At 72.6% G+C, this 21,734-nt stretch carries 17 protein-coding genes; 10 read left to right on the top strand and 7 right to left on the bottom strand.

The window, feature by feature from the left end; genetic code table 11:
* Positions 1-45: 45 nt before the first annotated feature.
* On the bottom strand, positions 46-1,440 hold the full coding sequence (locus ACQPZW_RS19225) for a helix-turn-helix domain-containing protein (RefSeq protein WP_433796277.1): 1,395 nt from the start codon (positions 1,438-1,440) through the stop codon (positions 46-48).
* 212 nt (positions 1,441-1,652) lie between these two features.
* On the opposite strand from ACQPZW_RS19225, the gene ACQPZW_RS19220 reads away from it, so the two are divergent.
* Positions 1,653-3,056: a magnesium transporter MgtE N-terminal domain-containing protein gene (locus tag ACQPZW_RS19220; RefSeq protein ID WP_433796276.1), complete on the top strand. Its 1,404-nt coding sequence runs from the start codon at positions 1,653-1,655 to the stop codon at positions 3,054-3,056.
* 74 nt (positions 3,057-3,130) lie between these two features.
* Here ACQPZW_RS19220 and ACQPZW_RS19215 read toward each other — a convergent pair whose 3' ends face one another.
* Positions 3,131-3,799: a GntR family transcriptional regulator gene (locus ACQPZW_RS19215; protein ID WP_433796275.1), complete on the bottom strand. Its 669-nt coding sequence runs from the start codon at positions 3,797-3,799 to the stop codon at positions 3,131-3,133.
* A gap of 133 nt (positions 3,800-3,932) precedes the next feature.
* Between ACQPZW_RS19215 and ACQPZW_RS19210 the strand changes: the two genes are divergently transcribed.
* From ACQPZW_RS19210 to ACQPZW_RS19185, 6 genes are all read left to right on the top strand, one after another.
* Complete coding sequence (locus ACQPZW_RS19210; RefSeq protein ID WP_433796274.1) at positions 3,933-4,895, top strand: aldo/keto reductase; 963 nt, start codon at positions 3,933-3,935, stop codon at positions 4,893-4,895.
* Positions 4,892-5,719 carry an amidohydrolase family protein gene (locus tag ACQPZW_RS19205; RefSeq protein WP_433796273.1) on the top strand — a complete coding sequence of 276 codons (828 nt, stop codon included), beginning with the start codon at positions 4,892-4,894 and terminating at the stop codon, positions 5,717-5,719. The genes ACQPZW_RS19210 and ACQPZW_RS19205 overlap by 4 nt, the downstream gene beginning before the upstream one ends.
* Positions 5,716-6,546 (top strand): fumarylacetoacetate hydrolase family protein, encoded by an 831-nt coding sequence (locus ACQPZW_RS19200; RefSeq protein ID WP_433796272.1) that lies wholly within the window; start codon positions 5,716-5,718, stop codon positions 6,544-6,546. The genes ACQPZW_RS19205 and ACQPZW_RS19200 overlap by 4 nt, the downstream gene beginning before the upstream one ends.
* Entirely contained in the window at positions 6,546-7,835 is a 1,290-nt protein-coding gene (locus ACQPZW_RS19195) for an enolase C-terminal domain-like protein (protein ID WP_433796271.1), read from the top strand. Before ACQPZW_RS19200 ends, ACQPZW_RS19195 begins: the two co-directional genes overlap by 1 nt.
* 34 nt (positions 7,836-7,869) lie before the next feature.
* The gene (locus ACQPZW_RS19190; protein ID WP_433796270.1) at positions 7,870-8,631 is read left to right on the top strand and encodes an SDR family NAD(P)-dependent oxidoreductase; all 762 of its coding nucleotides are present in this window, start codon (positions 7,870-7,872) and stop codon (positions 8,629-8,631) included.
* 70 nt (positions 8,632-8,701) lie between these two features.
* The gene (locus ACQPZW_RS19185) at positions 8,702-9,553 is read left to right on the top strand and encodes a S1 family peptidase (RefSeq protein ID WP_433796269.1); all 852 of its coding nucleotides are present in this window, start codon (positions 8,702-8,704) and stop codon (positions 9,551-9,553) included.
* On the opposite strand, the gene ACQPZW_RS19180 is transcribed toward ACQPZW_RS19185, so the two are convergent.
* Positions 9,547-9,762, bottom strand: coding sequence for a hypothetical protein (locus tag ACQPZW_RS19180; RefSeq protein ID WP_433796268.1), 216 nt, complete (start codon positions 9,760-9,762; stop codon positions 9,547-9,549). The two genes, ACQPZW_RS19185 and ACQPZW_RS19180, sit on opposite strands and share 7 nt — an antisense overlap.
* 151 nt (positions 9,763-9,913) lie before the next feature.
* Between ACQPZW_RS19180 and ACQPZW_RS19175 the strand changes: the two genes are divergently transcribed.
* Positions 9,914-11,122 (top strand): PP2C family protein-serine/threonine phosphatase, encoded by a 1,209-nt coding sequence (locus ACQPZW_RS19175; RefSeq protein WP_433796267.1) that lies wholly within the window; start codon positions 9,914-9,916, stop codon positions 11,120-11,122.
* Here ACQPZW_RS19175 and ACQPZW_RS19170 read toward each other — a convergent pair.
* Positions 11,082-12,605 (bottom strand): sensor histidine kinase, encoded by a 1,524-nt coding sequence (locus tag ACQPZW_RS19170; RefSeq protein ID WP_433796266.1) that lies wholly within the window; start codon positions 12,603-12,605, stop codon positions 11,082-11,084. The two genes, ACQPZW_RS19175 and ACQPZW_RS19170, sit on opposite strands and share 41 nt — an antisense overlap.
* 136 nt (positions 12,606-12,741) lie before the next feature.
* Positions 12,742-16,608, bottom strand: a complete 3,867-nt coding sequence (locus tag ACQPZW_RS19165) for a hypothetical protein (RefSeq protein WP_433796265.1) — start codon at positions 16,606-16,608, stop codon at positions 12,742-12,744.
* A gap of 191 nt (positions 16,609-16,799) precedes the next feature.
* On the opposite strand from ACQPZW_RS19165, the gene ACQPZW_RS19160 reads away from it, so the two are divergent.
* Positions 16,800-17,630, top strand: a complete 831-nt coding sequence (locus tag ACQPZW_RS19160) for a hypothetical protein (RefSeq protein ID WP_433796264.1) — start codon at positions 16,800-16,802, stop codon at positions 17,628-17,630.
* 6 nt (positions 17,631-17,636) lie between these two features.
* On the opposite strand, the gene ACQPZW_RS19155 is transcribed toward ACQPZW_RS19160, so the two are convergent.
* Together ACQPZW_RS19155 and ACQPZW_RS19150 are read right to left on the bottom strand one after the other, a co-directional pair.
* Positions 17,637-18,092 (bottom strand): DUF4231 domain-containing protein, encoded by a 456-nt coding sequence (locus ACQPZW_RS19155; RefSeq protein ID WP_433796263.1) that lies wholly within the window; start codon positions 18,090-18,092, stop codon positions 17,637-17,639.
* A 111-nt stretch (positions 18,093-18,203) separates the two neighbouring features.
* Positions 18,204-19,814, bottom strand: coding sequence for a long-chain fatty acid--CoA ligase (locus ACQPZW_RS19150; RefSeq protein WP_433796262.1), 1,611 nt, complete (start codon positions 19,812-19,814; stop codon positions 18,204-18,206).
* 115 nt (positions 19,815-19,929) lie between these two features.
* Between ACQPZW_RS19150 and ACQPZW_RS19145 the strand changes: the two genes are divergently transcribed.
* A complete protein-coding gene (locus tag ACQPZW_RS19145) occupies positions 19,930-21,717 on the top strand; it encodes a helix-turn-helix domain-containing protein (protein WP_433796261.1) in 1,788 nt (595 codons plus the stop codon).
* Positions 21,718-21,734 lie beyond the last annotated feature (17 nt).

The raw sequence follows: 21,734 nt of genomic DNA, 5'->3' as shown, positions 1-21,734 counted from the left end.
GACGGCGCATTTGTGAAGGCAAGTACTTCGATTGATCTACCCGGCTCAGGCCGCCTGGATCTGGTGCCGCAGCGCCTGATGCAGAGGATTGCGCCGTTCCGCCGGTGCGAGACGGGTGCTGGTGGCGAGCGCCTCGGCCGCCTCCTCGGTGGCCCCGGTCTGCAGATAGGCCCGTGCCAGTGTCAGATAGTGACCGGCGTGCTGCTCCCGCGGCAGGCTGGGCAGCGCCTGCTGCAGACGGCGATGGATGGTGATGGCCTCGGCACCGTCACCCAGCTCGACGGCGATGCTCGCCCGCGACAGCTCGGTGACCGTGCGGCCGAACCGGGTCCAGTAACGGCCGGTGTCCTGCTCCAGGCGGGCGGCCACACTGTCGGCCGAGGCCAGTAGGGTCCCGATGGTGACGGTGTCGGCCATCCGCGCCGCCGCCGCCGCGCCCTGCAGCAGCAGCGTTCCCTCGACGACCAGCTGGGTGTGGTGGGGGCGCTGCTGGGTGGGAAGGCTCGTGGTGGCCGTCATGCTCAGGTTCAGCGCCGGGGTCGTACGGCCCATCGCCAGCATCGTCGCCGCGGCGAACCGGGACGCCGCCGCGGTGAGCAGCGGATCGCGGCCCCGGCCGGCGGCCTCGATCGCCCGGTCGGCCGTCAGCCACGACAGCTGATACTCGCCGAGTTTGCGCAGCACCGCGGCGGTGACCTGGTAGGCCTGACTGAGCAGCCGGGCCGCCTCGGGGCCGTCGGGGCCGCCCGCGCGGGCCCCGTCGGACACCACCGCGTCCTGCAGCAGCCGCGGCAGGGCTCCGGTCAGGCTTCCGTACTCGGCCTGGCGGTAGCACCGCCACGCGTCCCGCAACCCGACGGCGATCGCGGCCAGGGACGGGGCGACCGTGTCGGGGGCGGGACCCAGCGCATCACAGCGTTCCAGGAACTCGCGGATCCGCTCCAGGTTGTCGCCGACCGGATCACCCGTGGGCAGCGGCTGCGGGTGCGGGTCCCGGCCCATCAGCAGCGGCACGTCGATCTGCAGGGCCGCGGCGAGCTCCCGGGCGCAGGCGGCGCTGGGAACCCGGTCCAGGCCCTCCTCGACGGCGGCGACCCAGGCGTCGGACCGGCCCACCCGCCGCGCCAGCTCCTGTCGCGTCAGCCCGCGCCGCCGGCGCCAGAACGCGACCCGGCGGCCGTCCGGCACCTCCTCGCACACCGGCCGCGCCGGGGCCGGATCCGCGCCCGGCGCCGCGGCCGAGCCGGTGAGCCGCTCGGCGACCGCCTGCACGAAGTCGTGCACCGTCGCCGGGAACTCGTCCTCGCTGTCCAGGCCGAGCACGTGCAGGGTCAGCTCGTCGTGCAGCTCCCACAGCGTGACCGCCTCGGCCAGCAGCGTCGGCCGCTCGATCCTGTCATCCGGCTCGGTCGTGCCCGGCACACCGCCCGTCGGGGGCATCGGAGCCCTGCCTCTCGCATCCGGATAGAACCGGCCACATGACAGCCGGAGTGAAATTCATCGAAATCGTCTCAGAGATCCCCACCGGGACGGTCGCACATTCTGTGCGGTCCGGCAGGAGGTCGCAACGGCTGCGGTCACCAGCGCCGCCGATGTCACCCGATCGATTGAATCTTGGAACAATATCGAAGAACGTGGAACAGGATGGATACGTGCCGAACCCGCCCGCCTCCGTGTCCGCCCCGCCGTCGGCGCTGTCGGTGAACACCGTCGCGGAGCTCGCCGCCGCGCTGGGACAGCTCCGCCGATGGGCCCGCCCGTCAGCCGCCGACGACCCGCCCACCCTGCGGGCACTCGCCGACCGTACCGGCGTGCCGCTGGCCACGCTCTCCAACGCCCTCTCCGGCCGCATCCTGCCCGGCACCCGGGTCGTGTACCTGTTCGCCCGCGCCTGCGGACTGCCCGACGACGACGTCACGGCGTGGACCGAGGCCCGCCAGCGCGCCGCGGACAGCCGGCGGTCCCGCCGCCGGGCATCGGCCGCCCCCGCCACGGCCGCGCTCCCGGCGCCCGCCGCCGGCACGGCCGCCATCCTCACCGCCATGCCGACGCCCGTGGCCGCGAGTTACCTCACCACGCTGCCGCCCGACCAGGCCAGCCGGTATCTGACCGCGATGCCCGGCGACGCCGCCGCCGACTGCCTGCGCGCCATGCCGGCCCACGTCGTTCTCGACTGCCTCACCGCCATGGCCCCGGCCACCGCCGCACGGCTGCTGCAGGCCGACAACCTGGTCGTCGCCGCGGACCACCTGCAGTCGATGCCACCGTCCGCCGGTCAGGCCGTGCTCGCGGCACTGCCCTGCGCCGTCGCCGCGCGCCTGCTGTACGAGATGCCCCGCCAGAACGCGCTCACCCTGGTCGCCGGCATGCCGACCGGCTGGAAGACCACGCTGATGGCCGACCCGGCGCTGCCCACCGCACTGGCCATCGAGGTGCTGTTCAGCGCCAACTACACCTGGGCCACCAGCGTGCTCGACACCATCGGGACGGCCCGCGCCGGCAAGATCATCGCCTCGCTCCCGCCCGATGCGGCCGCCGGGCTGCTCAGCGGCCTGTCTTCCGGCCACGCCTGCGAGCTGCTGACCCGGATACCGGCCGAGCGGGCCGGCCGCATCCTCACCGAGGCCGACCCCCGCGACGCGGCGGCCCTGCTCACCGCCCTGCCCACCGCCACGGCCACCGCCGTCCTGGCCGCCCTGCCGCTCAACGAGGCGGCCACCCTCCTCGCCGCCATCGGCGCCGGCCACCGGCACCGCCTGCTCGCCCACTCCGAACCCCACCGGGCCCGGGCATTGCGCACCACGATCCCACCGCCGCGCCCACCCCAGACCGCTACCGCCGGCACCCACCGGACAGCCTCCGCCGCCACCACGCCCGGGGCGGCTTCCGCAGGCGCCCACCGGCCGGCCGCCACCACACACGGGACAGCCTCCGCTCCCGCCGCCACGCCCGGGGCGGCTTCCGCAGCCGCCCGCCAGACAGCCGCCACCCCCGACGCGCGCGCTGCCGGGAGAGAGCGCAAGCCCTCGCTCAGCCGCGTTTCGGCACCCTCGTAACCGTCGCGACCGACCGCTCGCGGTCGCCGTGGTCGGCAGACTCCCGGAGAGGTTCGGAGGCGGCGATCCGCGCCTCACGTCTCGAAGGCGACCAGGTGGCGGGCGCGGGCCCGGGTCAGGTGCAGGCGCATCGCCGCCTCGGCACGGTCCGGGTCGCGGGCCTGGATGGCGGCGGCCAGGAGGCGGTGCTCGTCGTTGGCGACGGCGGTCTGGTCGTACGGGAAGTGGCGGCGATGCAGGTGCAGGTGCGAGTGCAACCGGTTGATCGACTCACGGAGCAGCGGACTGGCCGACAGGTGCGCCACCAGGTCGTGCAGGCGGGCGTCGAGCGCGGTGAACGCGGCGTGCCAGACACGGTCGTCGCCGCCCTCGACGGTGCGGGTGGCCTCGGTGGTCAGCTCCTCGCACTGGGCGGCGGTGGCGCGTTCGGCGGCCCAGCGGGCGGCCGCGCACTCCAGCAGCAGCCGCATGTCGAACATGTCGTTGAACTCGGCGACGGTGAGCAGCGGGCTGACCGTGTAGCCGGCCCGTGGGCGCTTGCGGACCAGGCCCTCGGACTCCAGCCGGGCGAGGGCTTCGCGCACCGGGGTCGGTGAGACCTCCAGCTCGCGCGCGAGGGCGTCGATGTTGACGCGGTCGCCGGGCTCGAGGATGTGCTCCAGCACGGCGGACCGCAGTGTCTCGTACACGTCGTCGCCGAGGGTGGGCCGGTGCAGGCGAGCCACCGGCAGGGGCTTCGTCATCGTCACCCTCCTGGTTCGCCCGGTTCCCCGCACCTCTTGACGTGCTCCGCCGCGAGCGGGTAGACATCGATGGGATCCTATAGGATCCACGAACCGGAGGGGACCGCATGAAGCGGCACGCAGCCGGCAGGTCGTGCTGAACCCCGTCGAACGGGTCCGGCTCGGCCGCACCGGCGTGCACGTCACCCGCCTCGGGCTGGGCCTCGCCCCGCTCGGCGGGCTGTTCACCCCGGTCGGCGCCGACACCGCCCGCGGCACCGTCGAGCACGCCTGGCAGCTGGGCATCCGGCTGTTCGACACCGCCCCGCTCTACGGCAACGGGCTGTCCGAGCGCCGGGCCGGGCCGGTGCTCGCCGGCAAGCCACGCGACGCGTTCGCGCTGTCCACCAAGGTCGGCCGGCTGCTGCGGCCGGGCGGTGACAGTGGCCAGCACATCTGGGCCGAGCCCAGCGGCGTGACACCGGTCTTCGATTTCAGTGCCACGGGAGTGCTCACCTCGTACGCCGAAAGCCTTGATCGTCTCGGTCTTGACCGGGCCGACATCCTGCATCTGCACGACCCCGACGAGCACTACGACCAGACCGTCCGCGAGGCCCTCCCGGCGCTGGTGGAGCTGCGCGAGCGGGGCCGGATCGGGGCCGTGTCGGCCGGGATGAACCAGGCCGCGATGCTCACCGACCTGGTTCGCACCGGTCACCTGGACGCCGTGCTGCTCGCCGGCCGGTTCACCCTGCTCGACCAGTCCGGCGCCGACGAACTGCTGCCGCTCTGCGCCGACCGTGGGGTCGCCGTGATCGCCGCGGGCGTGTTCAACTCCGGCCTGCTCGCCGACCCGCGGCCGGGCGCCCGCTACGACTACGCGCCCGCCGACGCGCACCTGGTCGACCGGGCGCTCGCGATCCACCAGGTGTGCCGGCGTCACGGTGTGCCGCTGCGCGCCGCCGCGATCCAGTTCCCGCTCACCCACCCGGCGGTCACCTGCGTGCTGGTCGGCGCCCGCAACCCGGCCGAGGTCGAGGACGCCGTCCGGATGGCGGCCGTCGACGTGCCGGCCGCGCTCTGGCCGGACCTGCGCTCGGAAGGACTCCTCCGATGATCGTCGACGCGCACCACCACCTGTGGACCGCCGACTACCCGTGGCTGCGGGACGCGGCGCTGACCCGGATCCGGCGCGACTACACCGTCGACGACCTGCGCGCGGTGATCGGCCCGGCCGGTGTCGACCGCACCGTGCTGGTGGAGGGCGGCCGCTGCGACACCGCCGAGACCCGCCTGTTCCTGCGGATCGCCCGGGACACCCCGGAGATCGCCGGCGTGGTCGGCTGGGCGAGCCTGCTCGATCCGGGGCTGGCCGCGACGATCGACGACCTCCGGGCCGGGCCGGGCGGTCACCTGCTCGCCGGGATCCGCGACCAGGTCCAGGGGCGGGCCGACGACTTCCTCGACCGCGGGCCGGTCCGCGCCGGGCTGGCCGCCGTGGCCGCGTCCGGGCTGGTCAACGAGCTCGTCGTCCGTACCCCGCAGCTGCCGTCGGTGGCCCGCGCGGCCGCCGCCCTGCCGGACTCCGTGTTCGTGCTCGACCACCTCGGCAAGCCGGGGATCGCCGCCGGTGACCTGCGGCGCTGGCGCGAGCTGATAGCGCCGGTCGCCGCCCGGCCCAACGTGATCGCCAAACTGTCCGGCCTGGTCACCGAGGCCGACTGGGCGGCCTGGACCCCACAGGATCTGGAGCCGTACGTCGACATCGCCGTCGACCTGTTCGGCACCGGCCGGCTCATGTTCGGATCGGACTGGCCGGTCCTCGAGGTGGCCGCCACCTACCTCGAGGTCAAGGAGGCGATGACCGGGCTGCTCGGGGGCGCCCCGGCCGATGTGTTCGCCGGCACCGCCATCAGCACCTACCACCTGGAGCTCACGTGAGATACCTGCGAGTCGGACCGGCCGGCGCGGAACGGCCGGTCGCCGAGTCCGACGGGCGTCACTACGACCTGTCGGCGGTGACCGGCGACATCACCGGCGCATTCCTGGCAGCCGGAGGGGTGACGACCACGGCCGGACTGCCCGGGATCGACATCACCGGTCAGCGCCTGGGTGCGCCGATCACCCGGCCGGGCGTGGTGCTGTGCATCGGGCAGAACTACGCGGCGCACGCCGCCGAGTCGGGCGCCACCCCGCCGACCACGCCGATCATCTTCTACAAGGCACCGAACACGGTGATCGGCCCGTACGACGACGTGCTGATCCCGCGCGGCGCCACCCGCGTCGACTGGGAGGTCGAGCTGGGTGTGGTGATCGGGCGCACCGCCCGCTACCTGGACTCCCCCGCCGACGCGGCCGCCCACATCGCCGGGTACGTGCTGTCCGACGACGTCTCCGAGCGGGAGTTCCAGCTCGACCACTCCGGCGGTCAGTGGTCCAAGGGCAAGTCGTGCGAGACGTTCAACCCGCTGGGCCCGTGGCTGGTCACCCCGGACGAGGTGGGCGACCCGGGCGGTCTGCGCCTGCGCAGCCGGGTCAACGGCGAGCCGCGGCAGGACTCCACCACCACCGACATGATCTTCGACGTCGCGTACCTGGTCTGGCATCTGTCGCAGTACACCGTCCTCGAGCCGGGCGACCTGATCAACACGGGTACCCCGGAGGGTGTCGGACTGTCCGGCCGCTTCCCGTACCTCACCGACGGCGACGTCGTCGAGGTCGAGATCGACGGGCTCGGCGCCCAGCGCAACGTCCTGCGGCTGGCCTGATGAGGATCACGGCGATCGAGACGTACGACATACGCTTCCCCACCTCACGCGAGCTCGACGGCTCCGACGCGATGAACCCCGACCCCGACTACTCGGCGGCGTACGTCGTGCTCTCCACCGACACCGGACCGCGGGGGTACGGCTTCACGTTCACCATCGGCCGGGGCAACGAGGTCTGCCGCGCCGCCATCGAAGCGCTTGCGCCCCTGGTCGTCGGGCAGCCGGTCGACGACCTCGGCGAGTTCGCCCGGCGCCTGACCCACGACTCGCAGATCCGCTGGCTCGGCCCGGAGAAGGGGGTGATGCACCTGGCCGCGGCCGCCCTGATCAACGCCGCCTGGGACCTGGCCGCCACCGCCGCCGGCAAACCGGTGTGGCGGTTCCTCGCCGACCTGGCCCCGCGGCAGATCGTCGACCTGGTCGACTGGCGCTACCTCAGCGACGCCCTCGACCCGGCCGAGGCGCTCGACCTGCTGGAAGCGGCCCGGCCCGGCCGCGACGAGCGGATCGAGCTGCTGCGCCGCGACGGTTACCCGGCCTACACGACGTCACCGGGCTGGCTCGGCTACCCCGACGACAAGCTGGTGCGCCTGGCCGGCGAGGCGGTCGCCGACGGCTACCGGCAGATCAAGCTCAAGGTCGGCCACGACCTCGACGACGACCTGCGGCGGATGCGACTGGCCCGGCAGGCAGTCGGCGGCGACATCAGGATCGCTGTCGACGCCAACCAGCGCTGGGACGTCGGCGAGGCGGTGCGGTGGATGACGGCGCTGGCCCCGTACGACCCGTGGTGGATCGAGGAGCCGACCAGCCCCGACGACATCCTCGGCCACGCCGCCGTCCGTACCGCCCTGCGCCCGGCCGGCATCCGGGTCGCGACCGGCGAGCACGTGCAGAACCGGATCGTCTTCAAACAGCTGCTGCAGGCCGACGCGGTCGACATCGTGCAGATCGACGCGTGCCGGGTCGCCGGGGTCAACGAGAACGTGGCCATCCTGCTGCTCGCCGCGAAGTTCGGACGGCCGGTCTGCCCGCACGCCGGCGGGGTCGGCCTGTGCGAGCTCGTGCAGCACCTGTCGATGTTCGACTTCGTGGCCGTCTCCGGCAGCCTGCAGGACCGGGTCATCGAATACGTCGACCACCTGCACGAGCACTTCACCGACCCGGTGGTGATCCGCGACGGCGCGTACCGGCTGCCGACCGCACCGGGGTTCTCGGCCCGGATGCGACCCGAGACGCTGCACCGGTTCGCCTACCCGGACGGCCCTGAATGGGCCCGATCCCGGTGAGCCGGGACCGATTCCCCGTCGAGAAAGGTTGATCATGTCTTCTTTCGGCTCCCTGGTCGCGGTCGTCACCGGCGGCGGATCCGGCATCGGCGCCGCGGTCGCCGCCGAGCTCCGGGCCCGCGGCGCGAGGGTCGGCGTGCTCGACCTGAACCCGGGCACACCCGCCGACGGACTGCTGCCGGTGACCGCCGACGTGACCGACCGCGGCTCCCTGGAGGCGGCGACAGCCGAGGTGGCCGCGGCGTTCGGCGGCATCGACATCCTGGTCAACAGCGCCGGGATCGGCGCGGTCGGCCCGGTCGAGGGCAACGACGACGACGAATGGCACCGGGTCCTCGACGTCAACGTGGTCGGCATCGCCCGAGCCACCACGGCGGCGCTGCCGTACCTGCGCCGCAGCCGGCACGGCGCCATCGTCAACCTCTCCTCCATCGCGGCGAACGCCGGCCTGGTGCAGCGGGCCCTCTACTCCGCGTCCAAGGGCGCCGTGCACTCGCTCACCCTCGCGATGGCCGCCGACCTGGTCGGTGAGGGCATCCGGGTGAACTGCCTGGCGCCGGGCACCGTCGACACGCCCTGGGTCCAGCGGCTGCTCGCGCGCACCGACGACCCGGACGCAGAACGGGCCCGGCTGGCGGCCCGGCAGCCCACCGGCCGCCTGGTCACCGCGCAGGAGGTGGCGGCCGCGGCGGCGTATCTCGCGTCACCGGAGGCGGGCGCCACCACCGGCATGTCGCTCGCGGTCGACGGCGGTATGTCCGGCCTGCGCCTGCCCCGGCCGCACACCGCGGGATAAAGATCCCATAAGGACACTGCTGACGCTGCGCCGACCGGGCGGCCGACACGATGGCCGGGTGCGAAACGCGGTGTCGAAGTTGTTGAACGTGCTGGTGGTGGTCATCGTCGCCGTGGTGGGCGGCGCTCGTCCGGCGGCGGCGATCGCCTACGGCGACGACGTGCCCGAGGGCGACTACCCCTTCTCGGTACGGCTCACCATGACCGGGCTACCCGACGGCGACGGCGGCACCCGGGACAGCTCGTGCTCCGGAGCACTCGTCGCGCCCCGCTGGGTGATCACGGCCGGTCACTGCTTCCGCGACGGCGACGGGCGGCACGTCAGCCGAACCGTCGCCCGCTCCACCACGGCCACCGTCGGGCGTACCGACCTGCACAGCCGGGGCGGGCACGAGATCGACGTCATCGGGGTCCGGCAGGCCGGGACCGGCGACGTGGCGCTCGCCGAGCTGGCGACGGCCGTCACCGACGTCGCGCCGCTGCCGATCGCCACCCGGCCACCCGTTGCCGGGGAGACGATCAGGCTCACCGGGTACGGCCGGACGGAGAGCAGCGGCGACGGGACGTCATCGCGGCTGCAGACGGGCCGGTTCGTCGTCGATCACATCGGCGACTCACTGCTGGAGGTCTCGGGCAGTGCCCCGCGGCGTGACACCAGCGCCTGCCCGCACGACTCCGGCGGCCCGTACTTCCGGGAGCGTCCCGACGGCACACCCGAGCTGGTCGCGCTGGTCAGCACCGGGCCGGAATGCCCGCACACCGGAGCCGACCTCGGCGCGCGCACGGACGTCCTGACCGCGTGGATCACCGGCGAGATGGACGCCGGCCCGAACCGCACCCCGCTGCTGGCGGCGCTGGGGGCGGTCGCGCTGGCCGTCGTGCTGGCGGCGGTGCTCGTACGGCGCCGGAGCAGGCGTCAGTAGTCGGCGGACGCGTCGTAGCCGGGGATGTCGATCGCCGTCGTGAGGGCGAACGCGATGACCACCGCCACGCCGATGATCAACCCGAACCCGGTCAGCGCGACCAGGGCGCTGCGCCCGGAGGCGAGCACACTGTCGACGACCGACCGCCCCAGGGTCGGGTGGGTGAGCGAGTCGGTCGACGGCTGCGCGTCCAGGCGGGTTGCGTTCATGTCGGCAACGATGGGCGGGCCGCCTCAAGACAGGCTCCAGCGGCCGTCAGAGCGTACGCAAGGATGCTCTTGATCTGCCTGCTTCACCCGGAGCGTTTGAAGGACGTTTTTCTGGTGAAATTGCAGGGCCCGGCCACGCTGAAGCAGGGGTTTGCCCGCATTGCTCGATGACAGCCTCGACGACCTGTACGAGAACGCGCCGTGCGGCAACCTCACCCTGTCGCCGGACGGCACGATCACCAGGGTCAACGCCACTCTGCTCGGCTGGCTCGGCTACGCGCGTGACGAGCTCGCCGGACGCCGGTTCCGCGATCTGCTCACCGTCGGGGCGCGGATCCACTACGAGACCCATCTCGCTCCACTGCTGGTGATGCGGGGTGAGATCAGCGGTGTCGCCGTCAACCTGCGCACCGCGGACGGGAGCACCTTCCCCGGCCTGATGAGCTCGATCGTCGAGAACGGCGGCGACGGGCGGCCCCGGCTGGTCCGCACCATCGTCTTCGACGGCCGCGAGCGCCGCGCCTACGAGCAGGAGCTGCTGCACGCCCGTCAGGCGGCCGAGACCGCTCGCCGGACCGCCGAACGGGAGAGTGTGCGCCTGCGGCATCTGGTCTCCGAACTGCAGCTGAGTCTGCTGCCGTCGGTGCTGCCGACACCACCCGGCCTGCAGACCGCCGCCCACTATCGGATGGCCTCCATCGATCAGGTCGGCGGCGACTTCTACGACCTGTTCCCCCTCCGCGACGGCCGCTGGGGCTTCTTCCTCGGCGACGTCAGCGGCAAGGGTGTCGGGGCCGCCGCCGTGACGGCCCTCGCCCGTTACACCCTGCGGGCGGCCACCGTCTACGATCCCGACCCCGCCGCCGTGCTGTTCAACCTCAACGAGGTCCTCTACCAGGAGTATCGCGCGGACGCCCGGTACTGCACGGTCGTCTTCGGCATCCTCACCCCGCAGCCCGACGGGTTCACCGCCGTCATCGCCAGCGGCGGGCACCCGGAGCCCCTGGTGCTGCGTGCCGACGGGACGGCGCACCATCATCGGACCAGGGGCCGTCTCGTCGGTGTCTTCCCCGACTCCGCCTACACCAACACCGTCCTGACCCTGCGTGGCGGCGACACCCTGCTGCTCTACACCGACGGCATCACCGAGGCCCGCACCGGGGACGCTCAGAGCGCCGACCACCGTTTCGGGATCGATGCCGTGGCCCGCCTGGCCGGGACGATCGCCCCCGCGGACGCCACCACCGTCATCGGCGCCTTCACCGACCTGCTCGACGCCTTCGGTGACGGCCTCGACGACGACGCCGCCGTCATGGCCATCAGCGTGCCGGGTGACCGGCGGGCGCATGCGGAAGGGTGAAGACGAAGACCGCGCCCTGCTCCGGGGCGGCCCCGAGCCGGATGGTGCCGCCGTGGTGCTCGACGACGCGTTTGCAGATGGCCAGACCGATCCCGGTGCCGGAGTACTTCTCCCGCGGATGCAGGCGCTGGAAGATCACGAAGATCTTGTCGGCGAACTCGGCGTCGATGCCGATGCCGTTGTCCCGGACGGTGAAGGTCCACATCCCGTCGTCGTCGGCGGCGGTGATGCTCACGTGCGGTGGCCGGTCGGCGTGCCGGAACTTCAGGGCGTTGGCGATCAGGTTCTGCCACAGCATCGTGAGCAGAGTCGTGTCGCCGTGCACCTGTGGCAGCGGCGGCCGCTCGATGCGGGCGCCGGTCTCCTCGATGGTGCCGGCGAGGGTCAGCTCGACCTGATCCAGGACCGCGTCGAGGTCGACCGGTTTGCTGCTGTCGTAGACCCGGCCGATCCGGGAGAACGACAGCAGGTCGTTGATCAGTCGCTGCATGCGGGTCGCGCCGTCGACGGCGAAGGTGATGTACTGCTGGGCCCGGTCGTCGAGGGAGTCGGCGTAGCGGCGCTGCAACATCTGGCAGAACGACGCGACCTTGCGCAGCGGCTCCTGCAGGTCGTGGGAGGCGACGTAGGCGAACTGCTCCAGGTCGGCGTTCGAGCGGGCCAGGGCGTCACGGGTCTCCCCGGCCGCGGTCAGCGCCTGCACGAGGCGGCCGCGCATGGCCTCCACATCGTGACCGAGCGCGGCGATGTCGGCGGGCCCGTGCGGGGACAACCGGTGGTCGAAGTCTCCGGCGGCGACGATGCGCACGGCGGCGCCCAGCCGGGCCAGCGGGCGCATCACGACCAGGCGCACCAGGATCGCGATGGCGACGACCGCGGCGAGCAGCAGGATGGCGATGCCGATGAAGGCGGCGTTACGGACCTGCCGGGAGTCGTCGAGGGCCCGACGGCCGCGGTCGCGTTCGCTGGTGAGCGCGGCGCCGAACCGGTCGAGCTGGGCGCGTACGTCCTCGAAGGCCGCGACGCCCGCGGCCGCCTCCCCCGCCGGAACCGTCGTGACGTCGCCCGCCCGACGGTTCGCGACCAGCGGGTCGGCTGTCTCGCTGCGCCACTGTGCGGCACTGCGGCGCAGCGTGTCGAGCTCGGCGAGCAGGGCCGGCTCGCCGTCCAGCAGAGTGCGTAGCCGGGCGTCGGCCGTCTGTTCCGCGGCGATGCCGTCACGGTACGGGTCGAGCAGCTCCGGGATTCCGCTCAGGACGTAGGACCGCATGCCGGTGATCTGCGCGTCGAGGGCCGCGTCCAGCTCCCCGACGGCGGCGCGGGCCGGCGAGATCCGGTCGCTGAGCCGGTTCGACACGGCCGTCGTGTCGGCCAGCACCTGGGTGCCCAGGCCCACCCCGGCGACGACCAGCACCGCCATGCCGACGAGCACCCAGGCGAACCAGGCCTGCGTGGTCCACCGAGTCGTATCACTGCGTTTCACAGCAGCACCGTACCGGCAGGGACCTGGTCCTTCGCCGGCCGGCAGTGGATCACGGCCGGGACCGCCACGACGACACCGACCGGTGCGGCGTTCGGCCTGGACCGTCCCGGCGCTGCGGGTGGGTCCGGCCACCCGGTCACGGTTGCCGGGCGAGCCGCGCCGCGTAGCCGTGCGCGGCCGGCCAGTGACGCCGGCTCCACTCCCGATCACGCTCGAACAGGGTGGATCGCACCGATCCATGCGCCGTGCCGGTGAGACGTTCCACTGCCGCGTACAACCAGGCCGGGCGGTGCGGCGTGCGCGTGATGAGCGCGACCAGGGCATGACCGGCGAGGTTGCTGTCCAGCGGCAGCAGCGCCTCGACGAAGGACCGGCGCTGGCGTGACGTGGCCGCGACCACCAGGTTGCTCACCATGAGCCGCCACTTCGTCGCCGCGGTGACCTTCCATTTCACGGCGCCCGGGTGGCAGGCGTGGACCCGGCGGGCGAACGACACGACCGAGTCGAGCGCCTCCTGCCGGTCGATCGCCAGCAGCCGCTCCGGAAGCCACCCGAGGGCGGTCATGGCCGGGGTGAACGCCTGCAGCTGTTCGGGCTGCCGCACGTCGTATCCGGCGTCGAAGACGAGCGCCTCCATCTCCGCCCGTAGTTCGTCACGCTGCCGGCGGTCCTCGGAGAGCGGGACGACGCGGGCCAGCAGTCCGACAAGGATCTGCCGGGACAGGTCCTCGCGGTTGGTCAGCCGCTGTGCGGTCTGGCGCGGAAGATCCCTGTCACGCTGCGCCGCGACGCCGTCGGCCACATATCCCCTCAGGACCCGGCGCAGCTCAGGGGCCTCGAGATCCTGCCATTCCAGGTGCTCGACCAGTAGTGCGGCGAACGCGAGCAACGCGTTGATCAGCTCGGCGTCGTGTGTGTCGCGCAGCACGGCGGCCAGCTCGTCCGGGTACGGCGGGGCGTCGGCGCGGTATCTCACCAGCAGCCGCCAGAGTTTGTAACCCTGTCGCCGCAGCCGCGGATCCCGTTCAGCGATCATGGCGCGGCGCACCTCGACGAGCCCCGACCGAACCTCGGGCAACTCGTGCAGCTCGGCCGCGGAGACCTTCTCGACGGCGCCGCACAGGTCACCGGCGTTGCGGGTCACCAGCGCGTCGGCGCTCAGCAACCGGAGCATCCGCGGGCTGAGCACGACCCGGAACTGAATCGTCGTGCGCAGGTGGGCCAGCGCCTTCTCACCCTGGTCCACAGCCTGAACCGCCGCGTTGCCGTCGGCGGTGAAGCACCATTCGAGAGCCTGCCAGGCGCGCTCGACCCCCGCGGCCGCTGCTGCGGCGACGACCGGCCCGAGCCCGTCGGGGGACAGCCAAACCCGCAGATCCTCCTCGACGCCGTCGGTGAGACGCCGGAGGCCGGCATCGCCCAGCTCGACGTTACGCAGGGCGAGCACCCAGAAACGGCGTGTGGTCCCGGTCGAGGCGAGATCCCCGTGGCATCGTTGCGTCACCCGTGCCGCGTACGGCAGGTCAGGTGACTCCGCCGCCCCGGCCAGCAGTTCGGTGCCGAGCGTGGTGGCCATCTCGAAGGCGCCGGGTTCCCACGGCGTGGCCTGGACGGCGTCGAGCACCCGGTCCGCGTCCGCCGGGGGCAGCCGCAGAAGGGCGGCGCCGATCTGCCGCATCCGAATGCGCCTCCACAACTCCGTGCCGTCGCGTTCACCGAGCAGCCCGGCGATCGCCGCGGTGAGCCGCTCGGCGTCGTCCGGCCGGACACCGGTGTATTCCACGTACGCCCGCTGCAGGTCACCGGTGAGGTCGTCGGTGACCAGGTCGCGCAGCGTCGCCTCGATGGCCGGACGATCCACGGGGTCACGCAGCCCGTGCCCGCAGAGGAACCGCAGGATGCCGGTCAGGCCGGCGGTGACACCGAGCTCGCCGAACCGCGCCCAGAACCGCATCGCCTCTTCCCGGCACCAGTCCCCGTCGGCGGGGACCAGCGCGTTCAGCAGCTGCAGGTAGAGGCTGTCGTGGGCGCGCAGCTGTGACGCCGGCTGTTCGACGAGCCAGGTGATGACCTCCTGCTCGTCCGCGAACTCGATCGCGTCGCCCGGATGCTGGCTCGCCAGCCGCATCAGCGTCCGGACGGCCTCGACACGCAGCCCGGGACGTTGCCAGGCCACCGCGAGATCGTCGCGCCAGCGCCGGGCCCGTGGATGGGTGACGGACGGCAGCAGGCGCAGGAAGTCGCGTCCCACCCGTTCGTCACAGGTGACGAGGGCTTCGCGGGCGACGGATCTCAGCCACGGTGACGGCGCCCGGAACCGCGCATAGGTGCGCAGTGCCAGGACCTGCATGCCGTGCTGCTCGTCGGTGAGCCAGCCGGCGAGCAGCCGTTCGGCCTCCTCGACCGGGATGCCGCTCCCGGCGTGCCGGCCGGCGAGCAGGATCACCTGGCTGGCCACCTCGCCGTAGAGCAGGTCGTGGGGGTCCTCGGCGACGAAGGCGGCCAGGTCTTCGGCGGCGTCGGGGCCACACGCGGCCACCGCCCTGGCGCCGGCGTGCTCGAAATGGGTCTGGTGAAAGAACCACAACAGATCTGCTTCCGCCCGTACGACCAACAGGCTCCGCCTGCGTAAGGAGTCGACGGCGTCGTCGTCCTCGACCATCGCGGCACCCAGCCAGGCCCGCAGGTCGTTGTAGCTGATACTGATCCGGCCCTGCTCGAGCATGGCGAGCGCGGTCCGCTCGACCAGTCGGCTCAGGTCCGCCCCGGTAACCGGCGTCGCGTGGTCCCGGCGGTCGGTCACCACTCGCCACTGCCAGAGCCGGTCGTTCAGGGCGAGGCTGTCGACGTCCTGTGCCGGAACATCGTCGGGAGCGTGGAGCTCGAACAGGACCCGTAGGCTCAACGGGTTCCTGACCACCTCCCGTAGCGCCCGCCCCTGGATGGTCGCGTTCTTCACGGTCTCCGCCACCGTCTCGCGCATCTCCCGGGGATAGCAGTGGCGGGTGTACCGCTCGATCGCGTCGCTGACTTCGTCGTGGTCCCCGCTGCTCTGGAACGGTGTCAAGGTCATCGTGCGCAGTGGCAGCCCGAACGACAGCGCCGCCGGTCCGTCGTCGCCCGTCTCGTCGCTCTCGTCGTCGCGCAGCCCCAGCCAGAGCGCCTCTGCCGGCCGGCATGCCACCACCACCGGCACCCCCAGGCGGCCGGCGAAACCGAGAACCTGATCCACGGCGCCTCGCGCCGCCGGGCTGTGGGTGAGCAGGTCGAGAGTGTCGACGAGCAGGGCGGGCCGCCGACGCCGGCGCCGGGCGGCGCTCAGCGCGGCCTCCAGATCGCCGATGCTGACGCTGTCCTCACCGCCCCGGTCGTTCAGTCCCCACAGCAGCGCTGTCGCGGGTACCAGGAAAGGTGTGACACCCACCGTCTGCGCTGATCGGTGCAGGTTCCACATCAGCGCGGTCTTGCCGTAACCCGCCTCACCGACAATCGCGGTCAGGGACGGCTCGGTCAGCCGGTCCAGTAGTTCCTTCTCCACCTGCCGGGTCACATAGACGTCCCGGAGATTGATGGAACGGCGGGAGGTCAGGGATCCGACGCGGTCGCACGTGCTGACGGTCATGTCGGTGAGCCGCTGCACCCGCAGCCACGCTTCCACCTTCTGGTCGGCCGGTTCATCGTCGGGTGCCTGCTGGGCCACGGTGCTCTCGGCGCGGGCGGCCTCCAGTAGCGGCTTCCCGGACCGGTCCGGGCACGCGCATCTCCAGTGCCTGCCGATCAGGGTCAGGATCCGCGGGTCCTGCGGTCGGTACCGTCCCTTCTTCCAGTGGTTGAGGGTCTGCGCGGATGTCCCGGTCGTGATCCGCTCGGGGATCGGCGCCATCCGGTTGTGCTTCTCGATCGCCGCGTGCAGCGCCTCGGCGAACTGATGATCCGACCCGGACCAGTGAGCTGTCAGGAAATGCTGGATCGCGGTGCTGAGCGCCGGATAGCGCGGTTTCATCTCGCACCTCTCGCCCGTCTCGTGAGACCGGCCGCGGCGCGCGGGCACCAGGAGCGGCGACGCCGAGGACGTCTCGCAGGCTAGCGGATCGTCTGCCGAGACGCCCCGTGCGGCGGCAGTGTCCACCCCGCGGGCGACCGGCCCGCCGTCCGGGCGAGGGCCCCGCCGGGACGGACCGCACCACTGAGGACGTGATCCCGATGCTCGCCTCCCACCCGAGGACACCACCGTCCACCTGGGCCCCCGATCAGTTCCACCTGCCGCCCTACGCCCGGCGGGCCCGTCAGGCAGCCGCCCGCACCGGCAGCGTGACGGCAGCCTTCGCCGCCACGTTCGACGAGGCCGGCATCGCGGTCCGGGCGACCGGCGACGATCGCTGGCGCGACCCGGCCGCCGGGCTTCTCCTGGTCGGCGATCACCGCTGCCGACACGAGTTCATCACCCTGTGCGCCTTGCTCGCCCGCACCGGGCGACCGAGCGCGACACTGATCGCGAAGCCGTACTCACGAGCGGCACGCATCCTCAGCATGGTCGGGCGCCACGATCCGGAGACGGTTCTGCCGGTCATCCCCCGCACGCTGGCCCGTGACCGGGCCGGTATCCGGACCCGGGACCTGCTCGCACGCCTGCGGCACCGGGACGCCCTGCCCACCACCGACGAGCTCACCGCACTCAACCGGCACACCGTGACGCGGGCGAGCCGGCTGATCAGCACCGGTCGGGCGGTCGTCGTCTTTCCCACCGGCGGCATCGGCAACGCCCTGACGGCCCCGTGGTACGACGGCGCGGCCCGCATCCTCGGCGAGGCCGACGGTTCCGCGCTCGTCGTCCTCTTCCGGTGCGCCCGATTCTCCCCGCGCGGCCTGATCCGGTCGCTGAACAGGCCGGGACACGGTGGCGCGCGGGTGATCGTGGACATTCACACGATGGGCTCGGTGCTCGAGGTCGTCCGTGGACGGCGGTCGGATCCGGCCGGGATCACCCGCGACCTGCGCGACAGGTTCCGCAGCCGTCTCGGCTGACCGGTGTCACGCGCCCGGCTGCTCCGCCTCCGGTGGCAGCGGCCGGGTGCGCGTGCGAACCGCCCACCCAGCGAGATCGGCCTGCACGATGTCGTTGACGGACGCCACCAGTGCGCGGTCGGCCGCCTCCGCACGGGCGTACGGCACCAGCCCGGCGCCGAACCGCGCCACCTGCTGCTCGATCTCGCTCCTGACCTGAGCGAAGCGGATCCAGTTCTGGTGCCAGTCGAAGATCTGCCGCAGCCCGCCGCACAGCACGACACCCGCTCCGAGCACGGCCGCGATCGCCGGCGGCAGGCCCAGCGCCAGAGTGGCCGGGATCGCCGAGGCCATCAGTAGATTGACCAGCTCCAGGCCGTGGTGGGCCCAGCGCGAGGCGCGGGCCCGCCGGGCGTACCAATCCCAGGTCCGGCGGACGTAGTCGGGAATCGGCTCGCCGTTCTTGCGCGTGGTCGTCAGCACCCAGTGCACCTGTGCCAAGCGCAGCCTCCCATCGACGAACACGAGCCGCTACTGGAGTATCACGCGCAGCGCCGGTCGATGGCCAGTACGAACCGCGGATCGACGCGGCGGTCAAGCGGTGCGCAGCGACTCGCGGAGGGCCTGTTTGGACAGCTTGCCGGTGCCCGTCAGGGGAATGCTGTCGAGCACGATGAAGTCGTCCGGCATCCACCAGGAGGCGATCCGGCCGGACAGGTGTTCGCGCAACTGGTCCACCGCCGTGTCCGCGTCGGCGCGCAGGACGACGAAGGCGACCGGCCGTTCCACCCAGCGGGGGTGGTCGCGTGCGACGACGGCGACCTGTTCGACGTCGGGGTGGGTGGCGATGGCCGCCTCCAGCTCGACCGAGGAGATCCATTCGCCTCCGGACTTGATCAGGTCCTTGATCCGGTCGACCAGCCGCAGGTAGCCGTGTTCGTCGATGGTGGCCAGGTCACCGGTGCGCAGCCAGCCGTCGGAGGTGAGACTGTCGGCTCCCTCGCCCGCGAAGTAGCCGCCGGCCACCCACGGTCCGGCGACCTGCAGCTCACCGACCGACTGCCCGTCGTGCGGCAGCCGTTCTCCGGTGTCGACGTCGACGATGCGCAGGTTCACCAGCGGTGCGGGCCGACCCTGCGCGGCCGCGGCGTTGCGCCGTACCTCCTCGTCTGCATGGTCGTGAAGGCTGCGCAGACCGCCGATCGCACCGACCGGGCTGACCTCCGTCATCCCCCACGAGTGGGTGAGGGGAATCCCGACGGCGGCCTGGTAGGCCGCCGACAGCTGTGGCGTGACCACCGACCCGCCGCCGAGCAGGAGGCGCAGCGAGGAGCAGTCCCGGTTCTCCAGCGCGGGCAGCAGGTCGGTCCAGACGGTGGGCACGGCGGCCGCGACGGTGACCCGGTGCCGCGCGATCAGGTCCGCCAGGTGACGGGGGCCGGCCGACGGGCCGGGCAGCACCAGGTCGGCACCCGCCATGAGGGCGCCGTAGGGCAGCCCCCACGCGTTCGCGTGGAACATCGGCACCACCGGCAGGACCACGTCGCGTTCGCTGATGCCGATCAGCCCGGCCGCCATCGTCCCCAGGCAGTGCAGGACCGTCGACCGGTGGCTGTACAGCACGCCTTTGGGACGCCCGGTCGTGCCCGAGGTGTAGCAGAGCCCCGCCGCCAGGTTCTCCTCCGGGCCACTGAAGGTCTCCTCGAACGAGCCCTCGAACGGCTCGGCCGCGGCGATCAGGTCCTCGTAGTGGTGGAACCGTGCGTCCGGCAGGGCATGGCCGGTGCCGTCGGGGAAGACCACCCAGTGCCGTACGCCGGGCAGCCGGTCCAGGCACGTCTCGATCAGGGGCAGGTGCCGCCGGTCGAGGAAGACGACGTCGTCGCCGGCGTGCTCGACGATGTGGACGAGATGCTCGGCCGGCAGCCGGACGTTGAGGGTGTGCAGGACACGTTTGCTGATCGGGACCGCGGCGTACACCTCCAGGTGCCGCCGGTGGTTGGCCGCCAGGGTGGCCACCCGGGCGCCGGGCGCGACGTGCAGCGCGGTCAGTGCGGTGGCCAGGAGGCGGACCCGGTGCGCCCACGCGCGGTACGGGGTCGGTGTCCCGTCGGCGTCGATGACGTGCTTGTCCGCGTGCAGCGTCTCGGCCCGCTCGAACAGGTGCGCGATCGTCAACGGCCGCGGCTGCATGAGTCCGTCCATGTCCAGCCCCTTCGTCGGCCATCACTGGTCGGCCAACCGTAGAAGCCCGCAAAGGCGCGCAGGGAGGTACGCTCCACCCCCATCTGCGGTGTCGAAGGTGGAGGAAACATCTACCGTGACGGAACCTGGATCCCGGCCCGGACGGGAACGCGAACTGGCCTCGCTGTATGCCACGGCCCGGGCCCTGACCGCGCTGGGCGACGTCGAGGACGTGCTGGGGTCCGTCGTGCGGCACGCCCATGACCTGATCGGGACGGACTTCACCTACCTGTCCCTGCTCGGCGACGACGGCACGCTGAGCATCACGGCCAGCGAGGGCACCATCTCGGCGGCGTTCCGGTCCGCGCGCATCCCGCCGCACACCGGGCTCGGCGGCAAGGTGGTCGACTCGCGGGCCGCGCACTGGGTCGAGCACTACTTCGAGGGCGGGCACCTGCGCCACGATCCCGAGTTCGACGCGGTGGTCGACAGCGAGGGTCTGGTCGCGCTGCTCGGCGTGCCGCTGCTCGTGCGCGACCGGGTGATCGGTGCCCTGTTCGCCGCCCATCGCAGCCGGCGCCGGTTCCGCACCGACGAGATAGCCCTGCTCAGCGCGTTCGCCGACCATGCCGCGATCGCCCTGGACAATGCCCGGCTGTACGAGCAGAGCCGCGGCGCGCTGGCCGAGCTGCGGGACGCGTACCGGACCATCGAGGAGCAGATGGCCGTCATGCAGCGGGCCCAGGCCGTGCACGAGGCCCTGACCGGTGTCGTGCTGGCCGGCGGCGGCCCGGCCGTGGTGGCCGGCGAACTCGCCGGGCAGCTGGGCGGCCGGGTCGAGATCCTGGACAGCGGGGGTGCCGTGCTGGCCCGCGGCGGCACCGGCGAGGATCCGGGCGACGACACGGTGATCGCCGGTGTCGTCGAGCAGGCCCGCCGCACCGGGCGTGCGGTCACCGCGCCGGGGCCGGACGGCCGCCGGCACAGCGCGGCGACGATCCGGGCCGGGGACAGCCTGCTGGGCACGGTGGTGTGGAGCCAGGACCAGGAGCCGTCGGCCGTGGACGTCCGGAGCCTGGAGCTCGCCTCCCACGTGGTGGGCCTGCTGATCCTCAAGGACAACGCCGTGGCCGACGCGGCCGAACGGTTCAGCGGTGAGCTGCTGACCGAGCTCATCGTCGCCGGTCCTCAGGTGAGCGCGACGCAGCGTACCCGCGCCCGGTCCCGTGGTGTTGATCTTGATGCCCTTGATGTGGTGGTCGTCGCCAGTGCCGACGGCGTCTCCGCGGCGGGCCTGGCCCGGCATCTGCATCCCATCGCCCGGCAGGAGGCGGGCCTCGCGGGCGAGCACCTCGGCCGGGCGGTGCTGATCGCCCCGGCCGCGGACGCCGGCGCGTTCGCCCGGACCGTCCACCAGCGGCTGCGCGCGGCCACCGGCCTGCCGGTCACCGTCGTCGGCGAACGCGTCGCCGGGCACGACTGGGCCCGGGCGGTCTCGCGGGCCACCGGCTGCACGGCGGTGGCCCGGCATCTGGGCGCACGGGATCTGGGCACCACGACCGACCGGTTCGCGCTGTACGCGCTGGCCTTCGACGCCGACCGCCGCGACGAACTGGACCGTTTCCTCGCCGACACGATCGGCCCGCTGCTGGACTACGACGCCCGGCGGTCGACCGACCTGGTGGCCACGCTGGACGCGTACTTCGGCAATGACGGCAACCTGCGCCGGACCGCCGGCGCCCTCCGGGTGCACCTCAACACGCTGCTGAAACGGCTCGACCGGGTCGCCGGCGTGCTGGGCCATGACTGGCGAGCGGCCGACGACCTCGCCCTGCGGCTGGCGGTCCGGCTGGAAAGCCTGCGACGCCTGGTGGTCGTTCCCTCCACCGGACTGCCGTCAAGAGCGGATGAAACTCACCTCTGAAGCGCATGAGCCGCTCC

It is taken from the genome of Actinoplanes sp. CA-252034, assembly GCF_050956125.1.
In the GTDB taxonomy this organism is placed as follows: domain Bacteria; phylum Actinomycetota; class Actinomycetes; order Mycobacteriales; family Micromonosporaceae; genus Actinoplanes.
This window is presented reverse-complemented; position numbering and strand designations above follow the sequence as displayed.

Excerpts from the sequence above, each read along its gene's own strand:
- ACQPZW_RS19195 (WP_433796271.1), top strand. The coding sequence starts at position 6,546 with ATGAGGATCACGGCGATCGAGACGTACGACATACGCTTCCCCACCTCA.
- ACQPZW_RS19205 (WP_433796273.1), top strand. The coding sequence starts at position 4,892 with ATGATCGTCGACGCGCACCACCACCTGTGGACCGCCGACTACCCGTGG.
- ACQPZW_RS19215 (WP_433796275.1), bottom strand. The coding sequence starts at position 3,799 with ATGACGAAGCCCCTGCCGGTGGCTCGCCTGCACCGGCCCACCCTCGGC.
- ACQPZW_RS19150 (WP_433796262.1), bottom strand. The coding sequence starts at position 19,814 with ATGGACGGACTCATGCAGCCGCGGCCGTTGACGATCGCGCACCTGTTC.
- ACQPZW_RS19190 (WP_433796270.1), top strand. The coding sequence starts at position 7,870 with ATGTCTTCTTTCGGCTCCCTGGTCGCGGTCGTCACCGGCGGCGGATCC.
- ACQPZW_RS19225 (WP_433796277.1), bottom strand. The coding sequence starts at position 1,440 with ATGCCCCCGACGGGCGGTGTGCCGGGCACGACCGAGCCGGATGACAGG.
- ACQPZW_RS19180 (WP_433796268.1), bottom strand. The coding sequence starts at position 9,762 with ATGAACGCAACCCGCCTGGACGCGCAGCCGTCGACCGACTCGCTCACC.
- ACQPZW_RS19165 (WP_433796265.1), bottom strand. The coding sequence starts at position 16,608 with ATGAAACCGCGCTATCCGGCGCTCAGCACCGCGATCCAGCATTTCCTG.